At 70.9% G+C, this 25630-nt stretch carries 22 protein-coding genes and 1 pseudogene; 19 read left to right on the top strand and 4 right to left on the bottom strand.

Translation table 11 applies throughout. The annotated features are described in order from the left end of the window. Positions 1–78 precede the first annotated feature (78 nt). Positions 79–1329, top strand: a complete 1251-nt coding sequence (locus AB0M73_RS09135) for a GGDEF domain-containing protein (protein ID WP_363888850.1) — start codon at positions 79–81, stop codon at positions 1327–1329. 116 nt (positions 1330–1445) lie between these two features. On the opposite strand, the gene AB0M73_RS09140 is transcribed toward AB0M73_RS09135, so the two are convergent. Then, the gene (locus AB0M73_RS09140) at positions 1446–1676 is read right to left on the bottom strand and encodes a PspC domain-containing protein (protein ID WP_363888853.1); all 231 of its coding nucleotides are present in this window, start codon (positions 1674–1676) and stop codon (positions 1446–1448) included. Between the two features lie 84 nt (positions 1677–1760). Between AB0M73_RS09140 and AB0M73_RS09145 the strand changes: the two genes are divergently transcribed. The 9 genes and pseudogenes from AB0M73_RS09145 to AB0M73_RS09185 all read left to right on the top strand — a co-directional run bounded on the left by AB0M73_RS09145 (position 1761) and on the right by AB0M73_RS09185 (position 10576). Further along, the gene (locus AB0M73_RS09145) at positions 1761–2618 is read left to right on the top strand and encodes a MoxR family ATPase (RefSeq protein WP_363888856.1); all 858 of its coding nucleotides are present in this window, start codon (positions 1761–1763) and stop codon (positions 2616–2618) included. 16 nt (positions 2619–2634) lie between these two features. After that, a complete protein-coding gene (locus AB0M73_RS09150; protein ID WP_363888859.1) occupies positions 2635–3708 on the top strand; it encodes a VWA domain-containing protein in 1074 nt (357 codons plus the stop codon). Beyond that, entirely contained in the window at positions 3701–4819 is a 1119-nt protein-coding gene (locus AB0M73_RS09155) for an XdhC/CoxI family protein (RefSeq protein ID WP_363888861.1), read from the top strand. Before AB0M73_RS09150 ends, AB0M73_RS09155 begins: the two co-directional genes overlap by 8 nt. 211 nt (positions 4820–5030) lie before the next feature. Further along, positions 5031–5540, top strand: a complete 510-nt coding sequence (locus AB0M73_RS09160) for a (2Fe-2S)-binding protein (protein ID WP_363888863.1) — start codon at positions 5031–5033, stop codon at positions 5538–5540. After that, a complete protein-coding gene (locus tag AB0M73_RS09165; protein WP_363888865.1) occupies positions 5537–7960 on the top strand; it encodes a xanthine dehydrogenase family protein molybdopterin-binding subunit in 2424 nt (807 codons plus the stop codon). The genes AB0M73_RS09160 and AB0M73_RS09165 overlap by 4 nt, the downstream gene beginning before the upstream one ends. After that, entirely contained in the window at positions 7957–8811 is an 855-nt protein-coding gene (locus tag AB0M73_RS09170; RefSeq protein ID WP_363888868.1) for a xanthine dehydrogenase family protein subunit M, read from the top strand. The genes AB0M73_RS09165 and AB0M73_RS09170 overlap by 4 nt, the downstream gene beginning before the upstream one ends. A 3-nt stretch (positions 8812–8814) precedes the next feature. Continuing rightward, positions 8815–9240, top strand: a pseudogene (locus tag AB0M73_RS09175) (SRPBCC family protein); the annotation flags it as partial. Between the two features lie 665 nt (positions 9241–9905). Then, a complete protein-coding gene (locus AB0M73_RS09180; protein ID WP_363888870.1) occupies positions 9906–10175 on the top strand; it encodes a hypothetical protein in 270 nt (89 codons plus the stop codon). Beyond that, entirely contained in the window at positions 10172–10576 is a 405-nt protein-coding gene (locus AB0M73_RS09185) for a hypothetical protein (RefSeq protein WP_363888872.1), read from the top strand. The genes AB0M73_RS09180 and AB0M73_RS09185 overlap by 4 nt, the downstream gene beginning before the upstream one ends. A gap of 63 nt (positions 10577–10639) precedes the next feature. Here the strand turns inward: AB0M73_RS09185 and AB0M73_RS09190 are convergent, their stop codons facing one another. After that, entirely contained in the window at positions 10640–12301 is a 1662-nt protein-coding gene (locus tag AB0M73_RS09190; protein WP_363888876.1) for a DNA repair helicase XPB, read from the bottom strand. Positions 12302–12572: 271 nt separating this feature from the next. Here AB0M73_RS09190 and AB0M73_RS09195 point away from each other — a divergent pair, with 271 nt between their 5' ends. Then, positions 12573–13379: a hypothetical protein gene (locus AB0M73_RS09195; protein WP_363888878.1), complete on the top strand. Its 807-nt coding sequence runs from the start codon at positions 12573–12575 to the stop codon at positions 13377–13379. Positions 13380–13463: 84 nt separating this feature from the next. Here AB0M73_RS09195 and AB0M73_RS09200 read toward each other — a convergent pair whose 3' ends face one another. Continuing rightward, positions 13464–14423: an ABC transporter substrate-binding protein gene (locus AB0M73_RS09200; protein ID WP_363888881.1), complete on the bottom strand. Its 960-nt coding sequence runs from the start codon at positions 14421–14423 to the stop codon at positions 13464–13466. A gap of 467 nt (positions 14424–14890) precedes the next feature. Between AB0M73_RS09200 and AB0M73_RS09205 the strand changes: the two genes are divergently transcribed. Genes AB0M73_RS09205 through AB0M73_RS09220 form a run of 4 tightly spaced genes read left to right on the top strand, consistent with a single transcriptional unit; the run spans position 14891 to position 20171 of the window. Beyond that, on the top strand, positions 14891–18172 hold the full coding sequence (locus AB0M73_RS09205) for a nitrate- and nitrite sensing domain-containing protein (protein WP_363888884.1): 3282 nt from the start codon (positions 14891–14893) through the stop codon (positions 18170–18172). After that, positions 18169–18594 (top strand): roadblock/LC7 domain-containing protein, encoded by a 426-nt coding sequence (locus AB0M73_RS09210; RefSeq protein WP_043719639.1) that lies wholly within the window; start codon positions 18169–18171, stop codon positions 18592–18594. The genes AB0M73_RS09205 and AB0M73_RS09210 overlap by 4 nt, the downstream gene beginning before the upstream one ends. Before the next feature lie 22 nt (positions 18595–18616). Beyond that, positions 18617–19594 (top strand): DUF742 domain-containing protein, encoded by a 978-nt coding sequence (locus AB0M73_RS09215; RefSeq protein WP_363888888.1) that lies wholly within the window; start codon positions 18617–18619, stop codon positions 19592–19594. After that, positions 19575–20171: an ATP/GTP-binding protein gene (locus AB0M73_RS09220; protein ID WP_043719637.1), complete on the top strand. Its 597-nt coding sequence runs from the start codon at positions 19575–19577 to the stop codon at positions 20169–20171. The genes AB0M73_RS09215 and AB0M73_RS09220 overlap by 20 nt, the downstream gene beginning before the upstream one ends. Before the next feature lie 59 nt (positions 20172–20230). Here the strand turns inward: AB0M73_RS09220 and AB0M73_RS09225 are convergent, their stop codons facing one another. Then, positions 20231–22462: a helicase-associated domain-containing protein gene (locus AB0M73_RS09225; RefSeq protein ID WP_363888891.1), complete on the bottom strand. Its 2232-nt coding sequence runs from the start codon at positions 22460–22462 to the stop codon at positions 20231–20233. 77 nt (positions 22463–22539) lie between these two features. Between AB0M73_RS09225 and AB0M73_RS09230 the strand changes: the two genes are divergently transcribed. The 4 genes from AB0M73_RS09230 (at position 22540) to AB0M73_RS09245 (ending at position 25592) form a co-directional block, all read left to right on the top strand. Beyond that, positions 22540–22722, top strand: coding sequence for a hypothetical protein (locus tag AB0M73_RS09230; protein ID WP_043719636.1), 183 nt, complete (start codon positions 22540–22542; stop codon positions 22720–22722). Positions 22723–22810: 88 nt separating this feature from the next. After that, positions 22811–24196 carry an NAD-dependent malic enzyme gene (locus tag AB0M73_RS09235; protein ID WP_363888894.1) on the top strand — a complete coding sequence of 462 codons (1386 nt, stop codon included), beginning with the start codon at positions 22811–22813 and terminating at the stop codon, positions 24194–24196. Next, positions 24193–24672, top strand: a complete 480-nt coding sequence (moaC, locus tag AB0M73_RS09240; protein ID WP_363888897.1) for a cyclic pyranopterin monophosphate synthase MoaC — start codon at positions 24193–24195, stop codon at positions 24670–24672. Before AB0M73_RS09235 ends, moaC begins: the two co-directional genes overlap by 4 nt. Then, positions 24669–25592, top strand: coding sequence for a molybdenum cofactor biosynthesis protein MoaE (locus tag AB0M73_RS09245; protein ID WP_363888900.1), 924 nt, complete (start codon positions 24669–24671; stop codon positions 25590–25592). Before moaC ends, AB0M73_RS09245 begins: the two co-directional genes overlap by 4 nt. The last annotated feature ends 38 nt before the right edge of the window (positions 25593–25630 follow it).

Raw genomic sequence — 25630 nt, forward strand, 5'->3', positions numbered from 1 at the left:
TAAGGGGGCGACGTGTCCAGTATGAGCCAGTCCAGATCCTCTCCGAAAGGGGTCGATCGTTACGGGCTCATAGACCGCATGGCCGGATTCGCGCTGTGGGCGCTGCCCGGACGCTGGATCGCCTACGCCGTTCTGGTGGAGGCGATCGCTCTCGTCGTGGCGCTGGCCTCGTTCACCCGCGGCCCGATCACCGATGTCGCCCTGATCCGCTTCACCGTCCTGCTGGCGCTGGGCATGGTGCAGGCCGAGCTGTCGCGGCGGATCGAGCGGGACCGCCGCCGGATGAGCGGCTCCACGCACATCAACATGACCTCGATCTGGCTGATCCCGGCGGTCCTGATGCTGCCGCCGCAGCTGGTGGCCCTGCTCTGCGTCGCCCTGTACTCGCACATGTGGCTGCGGATCTGGCAGCACCTGCACAACGTGTCCCTGCACCGCACGGTGTTCGGCGCGAGCGCGGCCGTCGTGGCCTGCCTGGCCGCCAACACCGTCGCCGGCATTCCGCTGACCGACCGGCTGCCGGAATGGAGCTTGAGCGTCACGCTGGCGTGCGTGCTGGGCGGGCTGACCTTCGAGCTGGTGGACGCGCTGCTGCTGGCCGTGTCCATCAACCTGCGCCACCGGGGCAACGCTCCGCTGACGGAGTTGTTCGGCAGCTGGGACGACAACGCCCTGGAGTTGACCACGCTCTGTCTCGGCGGGCTGACCGCGCTCACCCTGGTGTACCAGCCGCTGTTCACGGTGCTGCTGTTCTGCCCGATCGTGGTGCTGCACCGCAGCGTGCTGGTCAAGGAGTTGGAGGCGGCGGCCACCATCGACGTGAAGACCGGTCTGCTCAACGCGGTCACCTGGCACCACCTGGCGACGCAGGAGTTGGCGCGCACCAAGCAGGATCAGCGGGCGACGGTCGGCGTGCTGATGGTCGACCTCGATCACTTCAAGCGGGTCAACGACACCTACGGGCATCTGGCCGGCGACGCCGTGCTGAAGTCCGTGGCCGCGGCGGTGAAGGGCCAGGTGCGCGCGGACGACGCCGTCGGCCGGTTCGGCGGCGAGGAGTTCGTAGTGCTGCTGCCCGGCGTCGACGAGGCCGGCGCGCTCGTTGTCGCCGAACGGATCCGCAAGACGGTCGGCGCTCTTTACGTGATGGCGCCACAGGAAGGTGTGCCGATCGCCGGACTGTCCTGTTCGATCGGCGTCGCCGTGCACCGCAGCAGCGGCACGACGATGGAACGGCTTTTGCTGGCCGCCGACACGGCCGTGTACCGGGCCAAGCGCACCGGCCGCAACCGGGTGGTGGCCACAGTGGACAAGCGGGACGCGGCGTAGAACCGAGTACCGCTCATACGAGCCATGCGGGGCCTACCCCTCGAAGGCCCTGCATGGCTCGGCAAACCCCCGGAGTGTGATCTCGCCTCGCGTGGAACGCGCGGCGACACCACCACTCACTCGTCGTCCGCCTCGGGGACCAGCAGCCAGCACGCCGCGTAGAGGACAACGCCGGCGCCGGCGAAGAACACGGTGCCGACCACCATGGCGACCCGCAGGATCGCGGCGTCCACGCCGAGCAGCTCGGCGGCCCCGCCGCACACGCCGGCCAGCATTCGGTTCTCGCGGCTGCGGCGGAAGGTCTTCATCTTGTCGCCGGCCTCGTTCAGCATGTTGTTCGTCGTCATGACACAAAGACTGCCCGCGCGGCGACCTCGTGCCATCGGGGTTCGTCCCTGGTTCGACCCCGATATGGGCCTACCCTTCAAGCCATGGAGACCCCGGGTGAGCTGGCCGCGGCGCTGGACCGGGTCGGCTACCTCGCGGACGAGGGGCTGGCCACCGCGGCATTCCTGGCGCTGCGCATGAGCAGGCCGCTGTTCTGCGAGGGCGAGCCCGGAACCGGCAAGACCGCCCTGGCCAAGGCCCTGGCCGACGCCCTGGGCACCCCCCTGATCCGCCTCCAGTGCCACGAGGGCATCGACACCGCCCGCGCGCTGTACGACTGGGACTTCCCGCGGCAGCTGCTGCACCTGCGGGCCATGGAGGCCCGGGGGCGCACCGACGACGCCGAGGCCGAGCTGTACACCCGACGGTTCCTGCTGGCCCGGCCGCTGCTGCAGGCCCTGGAGACGCCGGGCTGCGTGCTGCTGGTGGACGAGATCGACCGTGCGGACGACGAGTTCGAGGCGTTCCTGCTGGAGGTGCTCAGCGAGCACGCGGTGAGCATCCCGGAGCTGGGGGAGATCCGTGCCGCCGAGCCGCCGGTGGTGGTGCTGACCTCGAACCGGACCCGCGAGGTGCACGACGCGGTCAAGCGCCGCTGCCTCTACCACTGGCTCGAACACCCGGGCCTCGCCCGTGAGGTCGCGATCCTGCGGCGACGGCTGCCCGAGCTGACCGAGGCCCTGGCGACCCAGGTCGCCACGGCCGTCTCGCGGATGCGGGCGGCCGAGCTGCTGAAGCCGCCGGGGGTGGCGGAGTCGCTGGACTGGGCGCAGGCGTTGCTGGCGCTGGACCGGCCGATCCTCGACGCGGAGGCGGCGGCGCTCACCCTGGGCGCGGTGCTGAAGTACCGGGAGGACGCCGACCGCGTGGTGGCCAAGGGATTGGACGCGTTGCTGGCCTGAGTCGCATTATTCGAAGATGACGGACCCGCTGCCCGGACTGGCGGGGTTCGCCGCGGTGCTGCGGGCGGACCCGGTGCGGGTGCAGGCGTACCTGGAGGCGCTCAGCCACGTCGATGTGGCGGAGCCGAGCCAGGTGTACTGGGCGGGCCGGGTGAGCCTGTGCGCGGAGCCGGACGACATCCCCGACTACGACGCGGCCTTCGCAGCCTGGTTCGGCAACGTCCCGACGCGGACCACCGGCAACGGCCGCACCCGTCGGCGCACCACGGTCAGCGCCCCGCTGGTGGCCCCGGTATCGGGCGAGGGCGACGGCGAGGTGCCGCAACTGAACGTCGCCGCCAGCGACACCGAGGTCCTGCGCCGACGAGACGTCACCGCACTGGACGGGGCCGCGCTGAAGGAGCTGCTGGCGACGCTGAGGACCGATCCGCCGCTGCGGCGCAGTGTCCGCACCCGACGGTCGCGCCGGGGTCGGCTCGATCCCGACGAGACCCTGCGTGAGCTGCTGCGATCCGGTGGCGAGCCGGTACGTCTGCGTTATCGCCGCAAGCGCTTGCGGCCGCGGCGGCTGGTGCTGCTGATCGACGTCTCCGGCTCGATGACCCCGTACTCCGACGCCCTGCTGCGGTTCGCCCACGCCGTCGTCCGGAGATCTCCTCCGAGCACCGAGGCCTTCACGCTCGGCACCCGACTGACCCGCGTGAGCCGGCAGCTGCGGTTGCGCGATCCGGACCAGGCCCTCAAGGCGGCCGCCCGGGCCGTGCCCGATTTCGCCGGTGGCACCCGACTCGGGGAGACCCTGCGGGTATTTCTTGATCGCTGGGGGCAGCGCGGACTGGCGCGGCAGGCGGTCACGGTGGTGTTCTCGGACGGGTGGGAGCGCGGCGATGCGGCGCTGCTGGGCGAGCAACTGGCCCGGCTGCGGCGGCTCGCGCATGCCGTCCTGTGGGTGAACCCGCATGTCGGCCGTCCGGGCTACGCCCCGGTACAGTCCGGTATCCGCGCGGCGTTGCCGCACGTCGACCGGCTGTTGGCCGGGCACAGCCTGGCCACGCTGGACGAACTGCTGACGGAGGTGCGGCGTGCGTGACGTTCTCGACAAGGTCGACGAGAACTGGCAGGAGGGCCGTCCGACCGCGCTCGGCACGGTCGTGGCCACCTTCCGCTCGGCCCCGCGCCAGCCCGGCGCGGCCATGCTCGTCGCCGACGACGGCCAGGTCTCCGGCAGCGTGTCCGGCGGCTGCGTCGAGGGCGCGGTGTACGAGCTGGCGCAGCAGGTGATCGCCGACGGGCGGCCGGTGTTGCAGCGCTACGGCGTCACCGACGACGACGCGTTCGCGGTCGGCCTGACCTGTGGCGGCATTCTCGACGTCTTCGTGGAACGCGTGGACGGCAAGCGTTTCCCCGAGCTGGCCGATGTGGTCGCCTCGGTGCGGGCCGAGGAGCCGGTGGCCGTGACCACCGTGGTCGAGCATCCCGACGAGGCCCTGATCGGCCGGCACCTGGTGGTGTGGGCCGACCGCCGGGCCGGGGATCTCGGGTCCGCCCGCATGGACGACGCCATCACCGACGACGCCCGCGGCATGCTGGCCAGCGGCCGCAGCGGGCTGCTGCACTACGGCCCCGACGGGCAGCGCCGCGGCGAGGGCATGGCCGTGTTCATCAACTCCTTCGAGCCGCCGCCGCGCATGCTGGTGTTCGGCGCGATCGACTTCGCCGCCGCCATGGTCCGCCTCGGCGCCTACCTCGGTTATCGCGTCACGGTCTGCGACGCGCGGGCGGTGTTCGCCACCAAGGGCCGTTTCCCCGACGCCGACGAGGTCGTCGTCGACTGGCCGCACCGGTACCTGGTGCAGCAGGCCGAGGCCGGCAAGATCGATCACCGCACGGTGGTCGCGGTGCTCACCCACGATCCGAAGTTCGACGTGCCGGTGCTGGAAGTGGCCCTGCGCCTGGACATCGCCTACGTCGGGGCGATGGGTTCCCGCCGCACCCACGACGACCGGCTGTCCCGGCTGCGCGAGGCCGGCCTGACCGACGCGGAGATCGACCGCCTGTCCTCGCCCATCGGACTCGACCTCGGCGCCCGCACCCCCGAGGAGACCGCGGTGTCGATCGCCGCGGAGATCATCGCCCTGCGCTGGGGCGGCCGCGGCGACCGCCTCGCCCACTCCGCCGGCCCCATCCACCGAACCGGCTGAGCAGTTCGGAAGGGACCATTCCTCCACTCGGAGTGTAGGAAGGACGCCTTCACGCCATGCCTGGCGCGCAGCTGCGGCGGCAATGCCGTCCCACTGCCGTATCTGCGCGAGGGGTTGTTTCCGTAGGGCAACCGGGGCAGGCTCGGGCTGTGAGCCCGGTCACGACGCGGTGGTGGGCCGCCCGCCGGGTTCCGTGCTGCCTGGAGGCGACATGCGAGTCACCATGGTCGTGGACGGGGTGAGCTACACCGACGAGGTGGAGCCGCGAACACTGCTCGTGCAGCATCTGCGGGACACACTGGGCAAAGTGGGCACGGTCGTCGGCTGCGACACCAGCAACTGCGGGTCCTGCACGGTGCACGTGGACGGCCACAGCGTGAAGTCGTGCTCGATGCTGGCGGTGCAGGCCGACGGCTGCGAGATCACCACCATCGAGGGGCTGGCCCGGGACGGCCAGCTGCACCCCGTGCAGCAGGCGTTCCACGACAATCACGCCCTGCAGTGCGGTTTCTGCACGCCGGGCATGATCATGCAGGCCATCGACCTGCTGGCCGACGATCCCGACCCGGACGAGCGGACCGTGCGGCACGGCCTGGAGGGCAACCTCTGCCGCTGCACCGGCTACCAGAACATCGTGCGCGCGGTCCAGGACGCGGCGCACCGGTTGAAGCCGGCGGCCCAGGCCGACCGTGAGCACGAGGCCGTCGGGGGTGGGGAGTGACCGCCACCGCCGAGCCCGAGGTCGGCAAGTCCCGGCGCCGCAAGGAAGACGCCCGCCTGATCACCGGCCGCACCCGGTGGACGGACAACATCACGCTGCCCGGCCTGCTGCACATGGCCATCCTGCGCAGCCCGGTGGCGCACGCGCGGATCACCTCCATCGACGTCGAGGCGGCACGGTCGATGTCCGGTGTGCTGGCCGTCGTGACCGGCGCCGATCTGGCCGACGAGCAGGGCAGCCTGCCGTGCGCGTGGGCGATCACCCCGGACATGAAGAACCCGCCGCACCCGTCGATCGCCGTCGACACGGTCAACTACGCCGGCGAGGCGGTGGCGATCGTCGTCGCCCGGTCCTCGGCCGAGGCGCACGACGCCTTGGAGGCCATCGACGTCGACTACGACGAGCTGCCCGTGGTGCTGGACATGGAGGCGGCGGTCGCCGACGGCGCGGCGCTCGTGCACGAGTCCTTGGGCACCAACAAGAGCGCGCTGTGGGTGTTCGACTCGGCCGAGGCCGGCACCGGCGGCAACGTGGACGAGGCCATCGCCGCCGGCGAGATCGTGCTGGAGCGGAAGTTCCGCCAGCAGCGGCTGATCCCGGCGTTCATGGAGCCCCGGTCGGTGCTCTGCGACCCGACCGGCGAGCAGGTCACGCTGTGGTCGGCCACCCAGGTCCCGCACATCCTGCGGCTGATGCTGGCGCTGACGCTGGGCGTGCCCGAGCACAAGGTCCGCGTGATCGCGCCGGACGTCGGCGGCGGCTTCGGCGGCAAGCTCCAGGTGACGCCCGAGGAGATCCTTGTCTTCCTGCTGGCCCGCCGCCTGGGCAAGCCGGTCAAGTACACCGAGACCCGGTCCGAAGCCATGGCGACCGCCCACCACGGTCGCGACCAGATCCAACGGCTGACCCTGTCGGCCACCCGCGACGGCACGATCACCGGGCTGAAGGTCGACCTGCTGGCCGACATGGGCGCGTACCTGAGCCTGGTCACGCCGGGCATCCCCATTCTCGGCGCGTTCATGTTCAACGCCATCTACAAGATCCCGGCCTACCGGTTCAGCTGCACCAACGTGTTCACCAACAAGGTGATGACCGACGCCTATCGCGGCGCGGGACGGCCGGAGGCCACCTTCGCCATCGAACGCATGATGGACGAGCTGGCCGCCGAACTCGGCGTGGATCCGTTGGCGATACGGGAAAAGAACTGGATCACGCACGAGGAGTTCCCGTTCACCACGGTCTGCGGCCTGACCTACGACTCCGGAAACTACGAGGCGGCAACGGAAAAGGCCAAGCAGCTGTTCGACTACGACGGTCTGCGGCGGGAACAGGCGGAGCGCCGCGAGCGCGGTGATGTCGTGCAGTTGGGCATCGGCATTTCCACCTTCACGGAGATGTGCGGCCTGGCCCCCTCCCGTGTGCTGGGCTCGCTGTCCTACGGCGCCGGCGGTTGGGAACACGCGGCGATTCGCATGCTGCCCAGCGGAAAGGTCGAGGTCGTCACCGGATCCTCGCCGCACGGGCAGGGGCATGAGACAGCGTGGAGCCAGATCGTGGCCGATCAGCTGGGCGTGCCGTTTGAGGACGTCGAGGTGCTGCACGGGGACACACAGTCCTCGCACAAAGGCATGGACACCTACGGTTCCCGCTCGCTGACGGTCGGCGCCATCGCCGTCGTGAAGGCGGGGGACAAGGTGATCGCCAAGGCCCGCAAGATCGCCGCGCACATGCTGGAGTGCGGCGAGGACGACCTCGACTTCGCCCAGGGCCGGTTCTCCGTGCGCGGCACGGACAAGGGCACCGGCATCACGGACATCGCGCTGGCCGTGTTCGCCGCGCACGACCTGCCCGACGGCGTGGAGCCCAGCCTCGATTCCGAGGCCACCTTCGACCCGGAGAACTTCTCCTTCCCGCACGGAACCCACCTCTGCGCGGCCGAGGTGGACACCGAGACCGGCCGGGTCGCCATCCGCAAGTACGTGTGCGTGGACGACGTCGGCAAGGTCGTGAACCCGCTGATCGTCGAGGGCCAGGTGCACGGCGGGCTGGCCCAGGGCATCGCCCAGGCGTTGTTCGAGGAGGCGGTGCACGACGAGAACGGCACCCTGACCACCGGCACGTTCGCCGACTACCTGCTGCCTTCGGCGGCCGACCTGCCGTCGTTCGTGACCGATCGGACCGAGACGCCGTCGACGACCAACCCGTTGGGCGTCAAGGGAGTCGGCGAGGCCGGCACCATCGCCTCCACGCCGGCTGTGGTCAACGCCGTGGTGGATTCGGTGCGGCATATGGGAATCGACGACATCGAGATGCCGTGCACGCCGTTCCGGGTGTGGGGCGCGATCCACGGGCGGGCCGTCGACACCGGTGGCAGCCAGGCCGGCGGCGGCCTCGGCTCGATCGAAGGGGGCCTCCAGTGATCCCGTCCGCTTTCGACTACGCCCGTCCCTCCACCGTGGAGGAAGCCGTGCGAACACTGGCCGAGGCCGGCGAGGACGCCAAGGTGTTGGCCGGCGGGCAAAGTCTGCTGCCCGTGCTGCGCATGCGGCTGGCCGCGCCGACCATGATCGTGGACCTCGGGCGCGTCCCCGAGCTCCGCGGCGTGCGCGAGGACGGCGACAACCTGGTCATCGGGGCCATGACCACGCACTACGACGTGGCCCGCGACCACCTCGTGCAGGACCATGCCTCGCTGATCGCGCGGGCGACGGAAACCGTGGCCGATCCCCAGGTTCGTCACCGGGGCACCTTCGGCGGCTCACTGGCCCACGCCGATCCGGCCGGCGATCTGCCGGCCGTGGCGCTGGCCCTGGGCGCGGTGATGGTGGTCGAGGGGCCGTCCGGCCGCCGGGAGATCCCGGCCGCCGACTTCTTCGTCGACTACTTCACGACGTCGCTGGCCCCGGACGAGCTGCTGGTGGCCGTGGTCATCCCCAAGCACACGGGTTGGCTGTCTCACTACGAGAAATTCAACCGGGTCGCCCAGGCGTGGTCGATCGTCGCCGTCGGAGTCTCGCTTCAGGTCAGCGGTGGCACCATCGCCGGCGCCCGGGTCGGCCTGACCAACATGGCGTCGGTTCCCGTGCGGGCGGTCGCCGTCGAGCATGCCTTGATCGGCCAGTCGCCCGGCGCGGACGTGCTGCGGGCCGCCGCCGAGCATGCCGCCGAGGGCACCAGCCCCGGCACCGACGGCAACGGCGACGCCGAGTACCGCAGCCAGTTGGCCCGGGTGTTGACCGGACGGGCGCTGGCCATCGCGGTCGGAGGCTGACCGGTGCGGTTGGAACACCAGTTCCGGGTGGCGGCGCCGATCGACGAGGTGTGGTCGGCGCTGCTCGATCCCCAGCGCGTCGCCCCGTGCATGCCCGGGGCGGCGCTCACCTCCGTCGAGACCGAGTCCTTCGCCGGCACCGTGAAGGTCAAGCTCGGGCCGGTGGCCTTGCTGTACAAGGGCGCCGGCTCCTTCGAGTCCACCGACGCCGAGGCCCATCGCGCGGTGATCAAGGCGTCCGGAAAGGACAGTCGCGGCAACGGCACCGCCTCCGCGACCATCACCGTCACCCTTGCGGCCGATGGCGCCGACACCGTGGCCGCGGTGTTCACCGACCTCGCCGTGACCGGCCGGCCGGCGCAGTTCGGCCGGGGCATGATCACCGAGGTCGGCGGCAAGATCCTCGACCGCTTCGCCGAGTGCCTGGCCGGGAAGCTGGCGCCGGAGACGGCCCCGACCGCGGCAACCGCCCCGACCCCGACGACCGACCCGAGCGCCGCAGCTGGCACGAGCACCCCGGCGGCCCCGAGTGCCGCAGCCGATCCAAGTGCCGCAGCTGGCCCGACTACCCCAGCCGATCCGAGCACCCCAGCCGATCCGAGCACCCCAGCCGATCCGAGCACCCCAGCCGATCCGAGCACCCCAGCCGATCCGAGCACCCCAGCCGATCCGGGTGCCGCAGCCGACCCGACTACCGCAGTTGACCCGAGCACGCTGGTCGATCCGAGCCCCGCAGCTAGTCCAAGCACTGCGGCTGATCCGAGTGCCGCAGTTGACCCGAGCGCCGCAGTTGACCCGAGCGCCCCGGCCGATCCGAGCATGCCGGCCGATCCGAGTGCCGCGACCGGGCCCGCCACGCGCGCAGCCGACCCACCCACACCACCATCCCCACCCTTACCGCCGGCCTCCGAACCCCTTGACCTTCTTGAGGTCGCCGGGGCTTCGGTGGCCCGGCGGGCGGCCGTCGCGATCGGAGTCATCGTGCTGCTCATCGTGATCGTGGTGTGGCTGCGAAGGCGCTGAACGGCTACATCCGAACGCCCATTGGTATGGCGGACACCCGGCGTTCGGCATTCGCCGCCATAATGTTGCGCGTGCCGAGCAAGCGAGTGACGATCACGCTGCCCGAGGACCTGGCACCCCGGGTCCAGGAGCTGGCCGACGACGCGCGGCTGGCGTTGGCCAGCTATGTCACCCGGGTCGTCGAGCACCACGTGCTCAACCAGGAGGGGCTGACGGCGATGGAGTACTGGGAGAGCCGGCACGGCCCGCTGTCCAAGCCCGAGATGGCCGGCGCGGACGAGGCCATCGAGGCGGCCCGGGCCCGGCTGCGGCCGCCCCAGGAAGGCTCGGCGCAGCAGTGAGCGGCACGTTCCGCCCGCCCGTGGTGTACGCGGTCGGGGCGCTGGAGGCCGCGCTGGCCAACGACCGCAGGTTCATGGCCCTGCACAAGTGCTTCCTGCTCGACGAGTGCCGGCTCATCGTGCCCTCGGCCGTGCGCTCGGAGCTGCGGCAGCGCCCGGGCGGCAAGGAGCCGGCCACGGTGTTGAGCGCGTGCAAGACCGACTGGGCCGAGGAGTCCGGGGTGGTCTACGAGTACATGATCGACTTCGCGGTGAACGGCAAGGCCGACCGGGTCGACGCCGTGGTGGCGGCGACCGCGGTGGCCTACCGCGCCATCGTGGTGACGACCGAGGTGAACGCCCTCGAACTCATGTGGGCGGTCGACGACGTCGACCGCCCCATGTCGATCATCACTGTCTAGCCCTTGATCAAGGCGGCATTCCTCCACTCCGAGTGGAGGAATGCCCCCTTCCGAACTTTTTTGTCAGCCGATCTCGGGCAGGGCCGGGCCCAGCAGGTCGTCGGCGTCGACGATCTTGTACGCGTAGCCCTGCTCGGCCAGGAAGCGCTGGCGGTGCGCCGCGTAGTCGGCGTCCAGCGTGTCCCGGGAGACGATCGAGTAGAAGTGCGCCTGCCGGCCGTCGCCCTTGGGCCGCAGCAGCCGGCCCAGCCGCTGGGCCTCCTCCTGGCGTGAGCCGAACGTGCCCGACACCTGCACGGCGATGGAGGCCTCCGGCAGGTCGATGGAGAAGTTGGCGACCTTGGACACCACCAGCGTCTTCAGCTCGCCCCGGCGGAACGCGTCGAACAGCTCCTCGCGCTCCTTGTTCTTGGTCGAGCCCTGGATCACCGGCGCGTTCAGGCCCTCGCCGAGCTCGTCGAGCTGATCGAGATAGGCCCCGATCACCAGCGTCGGCTCGCCCTTGTGCTTGTCCAGGATGGCCTGCACCACCGGCAGCTTCGTGCGGGCCGTGGAGCAGAGCTTGTACCGCTCCTCGGGCTCGGCCGTCGCGTACTGGAGCCGCTCGTTGTCGGTCAGCGTCACCCGCACCTCGACGCAGTCGGCCGGCGCGATCCAGCCCTGGGCCTCGATGTCCCGCCACGGCACGTCGTAGCGCTTGGGGCCGATCAGTGAGAACACGTCGCCCTCGCGACCGTCCTCGCGGACCAGGGTCGCGGTCAGCCCGAGCCGCCGCCGGGACTGGAGGTCGGCCGTCATCCGGAACACCGGGGCCGGCAGCAGGTGCACCTCGTCGTAGATGACCAGGCCCCAGTCGCGGGAGTCGAACAGCTCCAGGTGCCTGTACTCGCCCTTGGTCTTGCGGGTGATCACCTGGTACGTCGCGATGGTGACCGGGCGGACCTCCTTGCGCTCGCCCGAGTACTCGCCGATCTCCTCCTCGGTCAGCGAGGTCCGGGCGATCAGCTCGCGCTTCCACTGCCGGCCCGCGACCGTGTTGGTGACCAGGATCAGGGTGGTGGCCTGGGCCTCGGCCATCGCCGCCGCGCCGACCATCGTCTTGCCCGCGCCGCACGGCAACACCACCACGCCCGAGCCGCCGGCCCAGAACGACTGCGCCGCCAGGCGCTGGTAGTCGCGCAGCTGCCAGCCGTTCTCCTCCAACGCGATCGGGTGCGCCTCACCGTCGACGTAGCCGGCGTGGTCCTCGGCCGGCCAGCCCACCTTGAGCAGCGCCTGCTTGAGCCGGCCGCGCTCGCTCGGGTGCACGATGACCGTGTCCTCGGCGACCCGCTCGCCCAGCATCGGGCTGATCTTCTTGTTGCGCAGCACCTCTTCCAGCACCGCGCGGTCCAGCGACACCATGGTCAGGCCGTGCGCCGGGTTGTTCACCAGCTGCAGCCGGCCGAAGCGGGCCATCGTGTCGACCACGTCCACCAGCAGCGGCTGCGGCACCGGGTACCGGCTGTACCGGACCAGCGCGTCCACCACCTGCTCCGCGTCGTGGCCGGCCGCACGGGCGTTCCACAGCGCCAGCGGCGTCACCCGATACGTGTGCACGTGCTCCGGCGCCCGTTCCAACTCCGCGAACGGCGCGATGGCCGTCCGCGTCTCGTCGGCGAGCGGATGGTCGACCTCCAGCAGCAGCGTCTTGTCGGACTGGACGATCAGTGGTCCGTCGGTCACCGCTCGTGCTCCTCACATCGGTGGTCTGACCAGTGTTGCAACCGGCGGAACCCGATTGCCAATCCCGTCCCGGCCGAGTGGCCGCCGGAGTGTGATGTGACCTGCGTCACGGCACTCTCGGGCACCCGGGGTGCCGGCGCTCCCGTCGTCTCATAACCAACCGGTAAAGACCCGGCGCGGGGACCTTTGCGCTGGTTACAGTCCGCCTTTCGGGGGTTGGTCAACGCCTGAGGCCAGGCGTTTCGTCACGAGAAACACCAAGAGGGGACCCATGAGCACTCCACCCATGCCTCCTGCCGGGCCGGAAGGTCCGCAGCAGCCTCAGGGCCAGCCCTACCCGCAGCAGCCGCAGGGGCAGTTCCCGCAGGCCCCGCAGGGCCAGTTCCCGCAGGGCCAGTTCCCGCAGGGGCAGCCGTACCCGCAGGCCCCGCAGGGTCAGTTCCCGGGCGCCGGCCCGGTTCCCGGCACCGGTCCGCAGGCCGGCTTCCAGCCCGGCCCCGGCCAGCCGCAGCCGTTCCCGCAGGCCCCGATGGGCACCCCGCCCAAGAAGAGCCGCAGGCTGCTGGCCGGCATCGGCGGCGCGGTGGGCGTGATCGTCGTGGTGATCATCGTCCGGGTGGTCATCGGCCTCGGCGTCAGCACCGCGGTGTCCAGCGCCGACGACGCGCACAACACGGCGGTCGGCGACTGCGCGACGGTCAGCGGCACGCTGACCAGCCCGAAGTACGACAAGGCCGACTGCACCTCGGACAAGGCCAACTACACCGTCGGCCAGGTGATCAAGTCGTCCGAGACGTGCGCGGAGGGCTACGACTCGTATTACGAGTCCGGCACGCTCAACAACGTGAAGGTGTGCCTGGCGCCGATCTTCAAGGACGGCGGCTGCTACAAGATGCAGGAGGCTTCCCAGGACATGGGTTACCCAAGCCTCGCGTGCACCGACCCCGACGTGGACAACGTCCAGGTCAAGGTGGTCAAGGACAAGGCCGACAAGAGCGCCTGCGAGAACCCGACCGCCGCTCTCGCGTACCCGGCGCTGAAGTTGACCTACTGCTTGGCCAAGCCGAGCGGCGCCTGATATTCCGTAGCGGCAACGTTTCAACGGCCGGGTCGGGGAAATCCCGACCCGGCCGTCTTACGTTTCGTCAGAAATTCTCGAAGATCAGCTGTTCTGCTGTGATGGCGGCAGCATCGACTGCGCGTCCAGGCGGTTCTGCAGCATTCCGGACGTCTCCATCATGTCGGCGACACGCTGGAGACGGACGGCGTTGAGCGTGGTCGGGAAGTTGCCGACCGAGATCAGGTCGGCGGTGCCGGCGTCGACACCGGCGTAGTCCTTCAGCACGCTCTGCACCTTGAGCCGGTCCGAAGCCTGCTCCTGGGCCTGCTGCAACGTCGCGCGGAAGGCCGCCATGGTGTTCGGGTTGGCGTCGGCGAACTTCTTGGACGACGCGTAGCCGGTCATCGGGAACTCCTGGGTGGCGCCGCGGGCGGCGTCGGTCAGGATCGTCGCGCCCAGCTGCTGCTGGGCCCGGGTGATGAACGGCTCGACCATCCAGGCGGCGTCCACGGTGCGGTTCTGCAGCGCCGTGATCATGTCGTTGAAGCCGACGGTGGAGAACTGGATGCGGTTCTGCTGCACGCCCGCGGTGTCCAGCACCGACTTCGTGGTCAGCACGCCGAGGTCGTCGTCGGCGTTGACCGCGATCTTCGGGTTTGCCTTGGCCGACGGGTTGTTGTAGCCCTGTGCGGGCAGCGTGACCAGGGCCATCGTGTTGGTGCCGGCCTGGTAGGCCTCGCCCTGCAGCTCCAGTTGCGCGCCGCCGGCCTCGGCCTTGAAGAAGCTCACATGGGTGGCGAAGGCGATGTCCAGCTGGCCGTTCTGGACCTGCTTGATCGCCTCCTGGTCGCTGTTCTCCTGCACGAGCTCGATCTTCAGCCCGGCCTGGTCGAACAGGTTGTTCTTCACCGCCATGTACAGCGGGGCCACGTCGACCTGCGCCTCGTAACCGACGCGGAGCGAGGGGTGCTCCAGGTTCGGCGAGCTGGAAGCTCCGGATCCGGGCAGCAGGCTGCAGCCGGCCGCGGAAGCGACCAGACCCAGCGCTCCCACGAGCGCCACAGCGGTCCGTCGTACCGCTCCGATGGCCATGCGCACCTCATTAATTTGATCTACGGGCCCCCCAACCGGGCCGCTGGCATCAAACCACGACCGATACCAACATGCGGGGATGGTAGCCACCCGGACGTATGAAGGCATCCCCCGCGGCGGATACCGTGAGTGCATCTGGAGTCTTCCCGTCCGAGGTATCCGCCACTACGCTCATTGGGCTAGTGGATGTGGTCGGCGCGGACCACGGAGAAGGAAGGCAGCGGGGCCGTCTGGCATTACGCCCCGTGGTTGTGCTGCAATTCGGCCCACTTCGGAACCAACTTGGTCCGGGGAGGGACCGAGACACTGCTGCTGGAATGAGGAAGCCCAGGGTGGCCCGTCGAGACAAAGGCCCCGGCCGACCAGGCCCCGCTGGTCCTGCGCGTTCGGGTGGCCCCGAAAAGGGTGAAGGACTGGCTGCGCAGCGTGATGCGGACGTGAGCGAAGAAACGACACACATCGGACATAGCGGCGATGTCGGAGACGTCGACCGCAACGCGGACGGCACCGGCTCGAGGTGGCGGCTGCAGAACTGGCGACTGCGCACCAAGCTGCTCGTCGTCCTGCTGATCCCCACCATCCTGGCGTTGATCCTCGGTGGCATCCGCGTCCGCGCCGACGTGGCCAACCTCACCGACGCCCAGCGCCTGGCCAAGCAGGTGCAGCTGCAGACCTCCGTCGCCGAACTCGTGCAGCAGCTCCAGCGTGAGCGCGACCTGACCGCGCAGTTCGTCGCGGCCAACCGGACGGGCGACCAGGTCAGCCTCGACCGCGAGCGCGACCGGGTGGTGCAGGACATCACCGCGTTCCGCAACCTGGTGAGCACGCTCGGTCCAGGACTGTCCCCGGATGTCGAGGCCCGCTTCAGCACCGCGGCCGACCAGCTGTCCCGGTTGACGAACCTGCGCAAGGCGGTGGGCGAGTCCAAGTACCCCGCCAGCGCCACGTTCAACGCCTACAGCGACTCCATCCAGAACCTGCTCGACCTCGGTGAGCAGGCCATCTCCACCATCTCCGACCCGAGCCTGGTGCGATTGCAGCTGGCGACCAACGCCGTGGCCCGCGCCAAGGAGCAGGACTCCCGCAAGCGCGGCATCCTGCTCCAGGTCTTCCAGACCAAGTCCTTCCCGCAGGATCAGCTGCGGGCCCTGCTGGCCGCCGACGCCGAGCTCGACGCGGCCAAGAACGACTTCACCAAGTCGGCGGACCCGAAACAGCAGCGCATCTTCGACGACACGGTCACCGGCCTGATCGTCGACGACGCCAACAAGCTGGAAGAGGCCGCGCTCATCCGCGGCACCAACAACCAGGGCCTCGACAACCTGGCCACCACGCAGTGGGACATCGACTCCACGCTGACGGTCAACCTGACCAACCAGGTCCAGCAGGCCCTGCTGCAGCAGCTCCAGGACAACACGAACGCGCTGGCCAACACCTCGCAGGACTCCGCGATCCGCAACTCGGCGCTGGTTCTCGGCGCCCTGCTGCTGGCCCTGGTGACCGCCCTGTTCGTGGCCCGGTCGCTGCTGCGGCCGCTGCGCGTGCTGCGGCGCACCGCGCTGGACATCGCCGACCACCGCCTGCCGGAAGAGGTGCAGCGCATCCTCACCGACCCCAACCCGGCCGAAGCGGCCCGGGAAGTGGTCGATCCCGTCCCGATCCACACCAAGGAGGAGGTCGGCCAGCTGGCGCGGGCCTTCGACGCGGTGCACGGCGAGGCGGTCCGGATGGCGGCCCAGCAGGCCATGCTGCGCGACAACGTCAACGCCATGTTCGTCAACCTGTCCCGGCGTTCCCAGGCCCTGGTCGAACGCCAGCTGGGCCTGATCGACCGGCTGGAGCAGGACGAGCAGGACCCGGACCAGCTGGCCAACCTGTTCGAGCTGGACCACCTGGCCACCCGTATGCGGCGCAACAGCGAGAACCTGCTGGTTCTCTCGGGCACCGACCTGGGCCGACGCCTGACCCGGCCCGTCCCGGCCGGCGACGTCCTCGGCGCCGCGGTGTCCGAGGTCGAGCAGTACGCCCGCATCCAGGTCGCGCCGACTCCGGAGCTCACGGTCCAGGGCCGCGCGGTCAACGACCTCGTGCACCTCACCGCCGAGCTGCTGGACAACGCGACCGCGTTCTCCGACCCGAACACCAAGGTCACCGTGCGCACCGCCAAGACGCGGCGCGGCGAGCTGGCCATCGAGATCCACGACCGCGGCGTGGGCATGTCCGGCCCGGACGTGAACGAGACCAACGAGCGCCTGGCCGACCCGCCCGAGGTCGACGTGGCCGTGTCCCGCCGCATGGGCCTGTACGTGGTCGCGCGGCTGGCCAAGCGGCACGACATCAAGGTGCGGCTGCGCGGCAACGAGGACATCGAGGGCGGCATGACCGCGCTCGTCGTGGTGCCGGGCTCGCTGGTGCTGGCCCCCGGGGCCGACGTCAGCACGCCGCCGTCGGGCGGCGAGCGGCCGGCCACCCAGAACGGCGGCGGCATCGCCAACGCCTTCGGCATGTCCCGCCGCTCAACGGCCCCGCCGGAGCAGGCGCCGCTGCAGGTGCAGGAGCCGACCGGTGACGCCGGCGTGCCGGTGCAGTTCGTGTCCAGCGCGGGCAGCCCGGAGCTGGGCGTCACCGGCGTGCCGCGCTGGTCGCCGAACTCCCCGGAGCCGGCGCCGCTGGAGAGCACCGCCACCTGGATGCCGTCGCTCGAGGACTCGGTCGTCGACAAGCCGGTGGACATGTTCGCGGGCTTCCAGGAAGCGCCCGAGGAGCCGCCCGCACCGACCCACGGCGTCAACGGCAACCTCAACGGCAGCGGCAGTCTCAGCGGGGGCAGCCTCGGTGGCGGCAGCCTCAACGGTCACGCCGCGCCGCCGTCCGCCGTGCCGGCCCCGGCCCAGCCGGCGCCCAGCGCCTTCCCGGCACGTGATCTAGATCACGAATTGGATGCGCCGACCGAGCGGCTGCCGATCTACGAGGCCGTCCTGTCGCAGTGGTTCCAGGCCGTCGAGGACGAGACCCCCGACGTGGAGGGCCCGTTCGGCGTGCCGTCGCCGGCCGGGGCCAGTGCCGACGACGCCGTCGCCGGACCGGCCACCGCCACGATGTCCATGCAGCTGCCCGAGGTGCCCGAGCTGGCCCCGGAGCCCGCTCCGGAACAGCCGACGCAGGCCCTCGAACAGCCCGAACCGGCCGCAGAGCCGCCCGCCGCAGCCCAGGCCGAGAAACCTGCCGCCGCGGCCACGGGCGGGTCCTCGCTGCCCAAGCGCACGCCTCGGGCGACGACCGGCCAGCGGCCGGCGCCGGCCGCGGCCGTAGAGTCCGAACCCGCCCGCCAGCAGCCGGAAGCCCCGGCGGCCCGCAACGGTTCGGCCCCGCTGCCCACCCGACCGGCCCGGCCGGCAGCGGCCCGCAGTAACGAATGGTCATCGCCCGGCGACGAAGGATGGCAGGCCGCTGAGTCCCTGCTGAGCCAGGCGGCGGACGCACAAACCCAGGCCGGCCTGCCGAAACGGGTTCCGAAGGCGCATCTCATCCCCGGCTCGGCAGCGCCGAAGACCCCGACCACGAGGGCTCCGGCCGCACCGCGGTCGGCTGACTCCATCCGGGGTCGCATGTCAAGCTACCAACAGGGCGTGCGCCGTGGCCGGCACGCTTTGATAGACGCCTACTCTGGTGATGCGTCCACATCGCCGCAGAGCAGTGAAGACGAGGAGCAGGAGTGACTACCGCGTCTGTACAGCAGCCCGGCAGCTTCAGCTGGCTGATCACCGACTTCGTCCGCCGGGTCCCCGGCGTGGCGCACGCCGTCGTCGTCTCCGCCGACGGTCTGCTGCTGGCCGGTTCCCACGGCCTGCCGCGGGACCGCGCGGAGCAGCTGTCGGCGGTGTCGTCCGGGCTGATCAGCCTGACGCAGGGCGCCGCGCGCTGCTTCGAAGGCGGCACGGTCAACCAAACCGTGGTGGAGATGGAGCGGGGGTACCTGTTCCTGATGTCCATCAGCGACGGCTCGTGCCTCTCCGTCCTCGCCGCGCCCAACTGCGACATCGGTCTGGTCGCCTACGAGATGACGCTCCTTGTCGAGCGGGTCGGCCAGCAGCTGACGCCCGAACTGCGGGCCCAGCTGCAGGGCGTGGTCCGCAGATAGGCCCGGGCGGGGGTGAGAGGCAATGGCCAAGGGTTCTGGCGTACCCGGCGGCCGGTTCGGTAAGAAGTTCGACTACCAGGCCTGGGCCGCCGAGGGCTTCAGTTTCTCCGATCCCGATTCGGAGGGCGCCGCCCCGGAAGTCGAGGACGACGCGCACTACGAGCTGGATGAGGTGCTGGATGATCCGCCACGACACCAGCTGCACGACGCACCCCGACCGCCCGGTGCCGGCGGCCGGGCATTCGGCACCGCGGGACGAGGTCTAGGCGATATGGCAGCACACGGTCTTGACGACCCGCCGCAGCACGGGCTCGACGAGGTGCCGAACCGCTTCGACATCGACGGGTACGGCAACGGCCTGTTCGGCGGACCGGGGGCCGACCTGTTCGGCGAGCACGGCTTCGTCGACGGGCCGCCGCAGCGCAGTCGTGGGGCGTACGGCCTGCCGGAGGAGATGCCGGGCGGTGGCGCGTTCGGTTTCGCCGAGGAGCGGCCGGGCGAGCGCAGCAACCCCGGCTACCGGGGCGGTCCGCCGTCGGGACCCATTTCCGACCCGATGTCCGGCCCGCTCTACGATGCCGACGGCTACGAGGTGCACTTCGTGCAACCGCCGGACCCGGAACCCGAACCGGAGCTGGCACAGCACGAGCCCGTGGTCGAGACCGGATCGCTGGTCCGGCCCTACACCAGGACCGGCGGCCGGACCCGACCCGATTACGACCTGGCGATCGAGGCGCTGGTGTCCACCAGCGACCACGGCCGTGACAGGGATGCCGCAGTGACCGCCGAGCACCGGTCGATCTGCGGTCTGTGTGTGGAGACCCGCTCGGTCGCGGAGATCGCGGCGCACCTGCGGCTGCCCCTCGGGGTGGTTCGAGTGCTCATCGGTGACATGGCCAGCATGGGTCTAGTCCTGATTCACCAAAGCGGCCTGGTCGTGGGGGACAGGCCGTCCATTGAATTCCTGGAGAGGGTGCTCAGTGGGCTCCGCAGGCTCTAGTCCCCAGATCGCCCGGCAGGCGACGACATCGGCGAAGATCGTGGTCGCCGGTGGGTTCGGTGTCGGCAAGACGACGTTCGTGGGGTCGGTGTCCGAGATCGTGCCGTTGACGACCGAGGCGGTGATGACCGAGGCCAGTCTCGGCGTCGACGACTTGTCGGCGACGCCGAACAAGGTCACCACGACGGTCGCGATGGACTTCGGTCGTGTGTCGCTGGACAGCGACCTGATTCTGTATCTGTTCGGCACGCCCGGTCAGCACCGGTTCTGGTTCATGTGGGACGACCTGGTCCGCGGTGCTATCGGCGCGGTCGTCCTGGTGGACACCCGGCGGTTGGCCGACGCGTTCGCGTCGATCGACTTCTTCGACGACCGGCAGCTGCCGTACGTCGTGGCGGTGAACTGCTTCGACGGCATGCTGCACCACCGGATCGACGACGTGCGGGACGCGTTGACCATCGACCAGTCGGTGCCGATCGTGACCTGTGACGCCCGCAACCGGGAGTCGACCAAGCAGACGCTGATCACGTTGGTGGAACACGCCATGCGTCAGTGGATGTCGGTCCGCGCGGGCTAGCAGTACAACGTTGAAGGGATTCGGGGCTCGTCGTCGACGGGTCCCGCTCTCTTGCGCGCCTATTTCTCGACCAGCGCCGCCGACGTGATCAGGTGCACGGGGTAGCGACGGATCTCGCCGCCGTCCACGCCTTCGAGGATGCCGCCGGCGACGCTCACCGGCGTGACAACGCGCTGCGTCGCGACCCCTCGTGAATCCACAAAGCCCAGCCACACGCTGCGACCGTCGCTGGCGGCTGCCCGCAGCAGCTCCAGGGTCGCCGCCACGGCCGTGCCCCGCGGCGTCGCCGCCGCCCGGTCGCCGGCCCGCAGCTGGCCGATCAACACTTCGAGCTGCTCGTCGGCCACGGCGGCCGGGGCCTGGCCCCGCCGTGCCGGCCGCGCCTTGGCCGGGATCCGGCGGCCAGGGGGCCGCAGGTCCAGCACCGAGCCGTCGGCGCTCTCGGCGGCCGGGGCGAAGCCGGCGGAGCGCAGCTCGTCCAGCACCTCGATCAGCGGCAGCGGGCTGACCAGCACGGTCGGCGCGATCCGCCGCAGCTCCAGCCGGGCCGACGCCGGGTTGGCCAGCACCTCGGTGATCAGCACCGGGTCGTCGCAGCGCAGGAACGACCCGGCGGCCCCGCCGCGCAGCCGGCCGTGCCGGCGGGCCACGTCGTCGATCATGTACGTCAGCGACTGCGGCACCGGCGTCCGCGACCGGCTGCGGAAAAGTTCGTGCAGCTCGTCGGCGGTGCGACCGGAGTCGAGGGCCCGCCGGATCGTCGCCTCGCCGACCCGGTACACCGTCGCGCCGCCGGCCGACTCGACGTCGGCCACCATGGCCATGTCGGCGGCCAGCATCGGCTCCAGCGGCCCGGGCGCGACCACCGTCAGGTCGGCCTGGACCAGCACGTGGTCCAGCGGCTCGGGCATCGCGTCGGCCATCCGCTTGGCCGCCATCGCCGGCCCCTCGGCCAGCAGCGCCCGCGTCGCCGAACTGACCGCGCCCAGCGCCATCACACCCAGCGCCGCCGCCTCCGTGTACGTCCAGCGCACGACGTCGTCCCGCAGCCGCCCGCCCCGGCGCGGCGCCCGCCACGCCAGCAGCGCCGCCACCTGGTCGGCGTTGGGCACCGAGGAGCCCGGCGGCAGCTCGGACAGCGTCTCCAGCACCCGGCGGCGCTCGCGCGGGGCCAGCGGTCGGCGCAGTTCGTCGGTGAGCGGGCCGATGGCCTTGTCCCGCTCGTCACGGGTGCCGATCAGCGCCGGCAGCCGCGGCAGCTCCAGCCAGGCGGCGGCCAGGGTGGCCCAGCGCTGCTCCGGCGCGGCCACCAGCCAGCCGTCGGCCAGCGTCGTCGGCACCCACTCCGGCTCCATGCCCTCGCTGTCGGCGGCCAGCCCGGCGCCCACGACCAGCTCGGCCAGCAACCCGGCGCGGGTGTCGTCGACGTCGAGGGCCTTGCCGATCCGACGCACCTCGCGCACGCCGAGGCCGCCGGAGCGCAGCACCGGCGCGGGCTCGTGCGACCACAGCCGCAGCAGGCCCTCGACGTGCCTGACCAGCTCCAACGCCTCGCCGGCCGCGGTGGTGTCCACAACGGACGGATCGCGCCGAATGGTGGTGAGTTCCGGTTCCTTGACCTGCACCGTCCCGAGTGGACGGCGGCCGCGGACCGCCATGCCGACCTCGCGCGGCAGCTCCACGGTCTCGTTGTCGCGGCGGGCCAGCAGCCCCATGGCCAGCAGCCGCTGGGTCGGCGTCCTGGCCCGATCCAGCGGCACGACCACGGCGGCGTCCTTGGTCAGCCCGATCGGGGAGTCCCCGGCGAGCGCGGTGAGCAGCCGCCGCTCCGGCTCGTCGAGGCCGGAGAGCACCTCGGCCAGGTCCTTGCCGGCGAGATGCGGTAACGAGCGGCCGAGGCCGCCCGGGTGCTGCGGCGCCACCTCGCGCGCGGCCGGCACCGCGGACACCGCGTCGTCCGGGCCCCACACGATCGCCCGGGTTCGCAGCGCGCGCACGGCCCCGGTCACCCGGGTGAGTGTCGCGTCGGCCGCGAACAGCCGGGCCACCTCGCGGACCGACACCGGCGCGCTGTCGGCGTCGAGGACGAGCAGCGCCTCCAGCACGGTCAGCGTGAAGGTGTCCAGGTCCTCGCAGGTCCTGGCCACGGACGCGCGGATACCCGCCCGCGTCGCCAGCACAGTGCTGTCGGCGGGCGGCGGTGTCGCCAGGTCCGGGCGGGCGCGCAGCAGCGCGACGAGCGCGTCGTCGTCGAGCGCCCGCAACCAGTCCGCGAGTGAGAGGCCGGCCATCATGCACCACGTTAGCTGTGCCGCCGGAACGGCGTCGGGCACACTATCCCTGTAGACCGTTCGATCGAGGAGGAACCGTGGCGAAGGACCGCTCCGCGCGCATCGACCCGGCGTGGCCGCACATCGAGGGTGAGAAGCACCCGGTCAGCGAGCTGGCCACCGACGTGCAGGGTGCGCTGTCCCCGTTCGGCGACATCGCGTTCCCGCTCGACGCCGAGTCGCTGCCGTACACGCACCCGGTCACCGAGATCAACCGCTGAGCCTTTTCGAGTCGCTCACGTTCCGGAATTCGACGCGGTTTAGGCTCATTTGATCGGCCGTCGGCCGCGTCGAATCTGGAGGACAGTCATGCCGGTTCCCGGACCCGGATATTCGATCACCATTCGGGTCGAGGCGCCGCCGTCTGCGAGCGCTGCCGGCGACCTGACCAGCGCAGTCGGCCGGGTCGGCGGTGTGATCACCGCCTTCGACGTGGTCGAGTCGCACGTCGATCGGGTCGTGTTCGACATCACCTGCAACGCGATGTCGGCCAATCACGCCAAGGACATCACCGACGGCCTGGACGCACTTCCGGGCGTTCGCGTCCGAAAGGTGTCCGACCGCACATTCCTGGTCCACCTCGGCGGCAAGATCGAGGTGACCTCCAAGGTCGCGCTGCGCAACCGTGACGACCTCTCCCGCGCCTACACGCCGGGCGTCGCCCGCATCTGCCAGGCCATCGCGGCCAACCCCGAGGACGCCCGCCGCCTCACCATCAAGCGCAACACCGTGGCCGTGGTCACCGACGGCTCCGCCGTGCTCGGCCTGGGCAACATCGGCCCGGCCGCCGCGCTGCCCGTGATGGAGGGCAAGGCCGCGCTGTTCAAGAAGTTCGCCGGCGTCGACGCGTGGCCGGTGTGTCTGGACACACAGGACACCGAGGAGATCATCCGCACGGTCGAGCTGATCGCCCCGGTCTACGGCGGCATCAACCTGGAGGACATCGCCGCCCCGCGCTGCTTCGAGATCGAGGCCCGGCTGCGGGAGAAGCTGGACATCCCCGTTTTCCACGACGACCAGCACGGCACCGCCATCGTGGTCGTCGGCGCGCTGCGCAACGCCCTGCGGGTGGTCGCCAAGGACATCACCAAGTGCAAGGTCGTGGTGTGCGGCGTCGGCGCCGCCGGCTCGGCCATCATCCGGCTGCTCCAGCACCAGAATCCGGGCGACATCCTGGCCGTCGACATCCACGGCATCGTGCACCCGGACCGGGGCGACCTGGACTCCAACCTGGAGCAGATCGCCGCCAGCACCAACGCCGAGCGCAAGGCCGGCACCCTGCACGACGCGCTGGTCGGGGCGGACGTGTTCATCGGCGTCTCCGCGCCCAACCTGTTCGGCGCGGCCCAGGTGGCCACCATGAACTCCGACGCCATCGTGTTCGCGCTGGCCAACCCGGACCCGGAGATCGACCCGGTGGAGGCCCAGCAGCACGCCGCCATCGTGGCCACCGGCCGCAGCGACTACCCGAACCAGATCAACAACGTGCTGGCCTTCCCGGGTGTGTTCCGCGGCCTGCTCGACGCCCACGCCAGCACCATCACCGACGCGATGCTGGTGGCCGCGGCCAACGCCATCGCCGACGTGGTGGAGCCGGCCCAGCTCAACGCCTCGTTCATCGTGCCGAGCGTGTTCGACAACGCGGTCTCGCCGGCGGTGGCGGAGGCGGTCAAGAACGCCGCCCAGAACAAGTGAGCGAGCTCAGTCACGTCGACGCCGCCGGCGCGGCCCGGATGGTCGACGTCTCGGCCAAGGAAGCCAGTGCCCGGGTCGCGGTCGCGACCGGGGTGCTGCGCACCACCGCCGAGGTCGTCGACCTGCTGCGGCGGGACGGCCTGCCCAAGGGCGACGCGCTGGCCACCGCCCGGATCGCCGGCATCATGGGCGCCAAGCGCACCCCCGACCTCGTGCCGCTGTGCCATCCGATCGCCATCACCGGCGTGAAGCTGGACCTTCAGCTGGAGGACGAGGCCGTGCGCATCACGGCCACCGTGAAGACGACCGACCGGACCGGCGTCGAGATGGAGGCGCTGACCGCCGTCGCGGTGGCCGGGCTGACCCTGCACGACATGGTCAAGGCCGTCGACCCGGCCGCCGTGCTGGACGCGGTGCGGGTGGAGCGCAAGGACGGCGGCAAGACCGGCAGTTGGACCCGACCGGAGGACCGATGAGCAGGCGGGCGCGAGTCGTCGTGGCATCCAACCGGGCCGCGGCCGGGGTGTACCCGGACCGGACCGGTCCCGTCATCGTGGGCTGGCTGCGGGAGCGGGGCTACGACGTGCCGGATCCGGTGGTCGTGCCCGACGGCGATCCCGTGGCCGCCGCCGTGCGGTCCGCGGTGGCCGACGGCGTGGCCGTGGTGCTGACGACCGGCGGCACCGGCGTCACGCCGACCGACCGGACGCCCGAGGCCACGCGCTCGGTCCTGGACTACGAGATTCCCGGCATCGCCGACGCCATTCGGGCCGCCGGGCTGCCCCAGGTGCCGACCGCCGTGCTGTCCCGGGGCGTGTCCGGGGTGTCCGGCACCACGCTCGTCGTGAACCTGCCCGGTTCGACCGGCGGCGTGAAGGACGGATTGTCGGTGTTGGCCGGCGTCCTGGATCACGCGGTGGACCAGTTGGCCGGCGGCGACCACACCCCGGCGGCTCCGGCCGCTGCTGCTCCGGCGGTCGTGGTGCGGGCCGAGATCAGCGAGACCCCGGTCTCCGCCGCCGAGCACGCCGCCCTGGTCTCCGACCGGGGCGCCGGCGCCGTGGTCACCTTCGAGGGCGTGGTCCGCGATCATGACCATGGCCGGGGCGTGACGGAGTTGGAGTACTCCGGCCATCCCAGCGCCAAGGACGTCATCGCCGAGGTGGCCGCCGAGGTCGCCGCCCGTCATCCCGACGTGCGCGCGCTCGCCGTCAGCCACCGCCTCGGCCACCTGGCCATCGGCGACGTGGCCCTGGCGTGCGCGGTCTCCGCCGCCCACCGGCGCGAGGCCTTCGTGGTCTGCGCCGAACTCGTCGACGAGGTCAAGGCCCGGCTGCCCATCTGGAAGCGCCAGGTCTTCACCGACGGCACCGACGAATGGGTCAACTGCCCCTAGACACGCCTAACGGGCGGAGCCGATGCGGCTCCGCCCGT

Source organism: Kutzneria sp. NPDC051319 (assembly GCF_040682195.1).
Lineage (GTDB): Bacteria > Actinomycetota > Actinomycetes > Mycobacteriales > Pseudonocardiaceae > Kutzneria.

What these genes read in the sequence shown, in the direction of transcription:
- AB0M73_RS09235 (WP_363888894.1), top strand. Translation starts at nt 22,811, where the DNA reads ATGCCGGTTCCCGGACCCGGATATTCGATCACCATTCGGGTCGAGGCG.
- AB0M73_RS09135 (WP_363888850.1), top strand. Translation starts at nt 79, where the DNA reads ATGGCCGGATTCGCGCTGTGGGCGCTGCCCGGACGCTGGATCGCCTAC.
- AB0M73_RS09195 (WP_363888878.1), top strand. Translation starts at nt 12,573, where the DNA reads ATGAGCACTCCACCCATGCCTCCTGCCGGGCCGGAAGGTCCGCAGCAG.
- AB0M73_RS09225 (WP_363888891.1), bottom strand. Translation starts at nt 22,462, where the DNA reads ATGGCCGGCCTCTCACTCGCGGACTGGTTGCGGGCGCTCGACGACGAC.
- AB0M73_RS09140 (WP_363888853.1), bottom strand. Translation starts at nt 1,676, where the DNA reads ATGACGACGAACAACATGCTGAACGAGGCCGGCGACAAGATGAAGACC.
- AB0M73_RS09150 (WP_363888859.1), top strand. Translation starts at nt 2,635, where the DNA reads ATGACGGACCCGCTGCCCGGACTGGCGGGGTTCGCCGCGGTGCTGCGG.
- AB0M73_RS09160 (WP_363888863.1), top strand. Translation starts at nt 5,031, where the DNA reads ATGCGAGTCACCATGGTCGTGGACGGGGTGAGCTACACCGACGAGGTG.
- AB0M73_RS09145 (WP_363888856.1), top strand. Translation starts at nt 1,761, where the DNA reads ATGGAGACCCCGGGTGAGCTGGCCGCGGCGCTGGACCGGGTCGGCTAC.
- AB0M73_RS09215 (WP_363888888.1), top strand. Translation starts at nt 18,617, where the DNA reads ATGGCCAAGGGTTCTGGCGTACCCGGCGGCCGGTTCGGTAAGAAGTTC.
- AB0M73_RS09245 (WP_363888900.1), top strand. Translation starts at nt 24,669, where the DNA reads ATGAGCAGGCGGGCGCGAGTCGTCGTGGCATCCAACCGGGCCGCGGCC.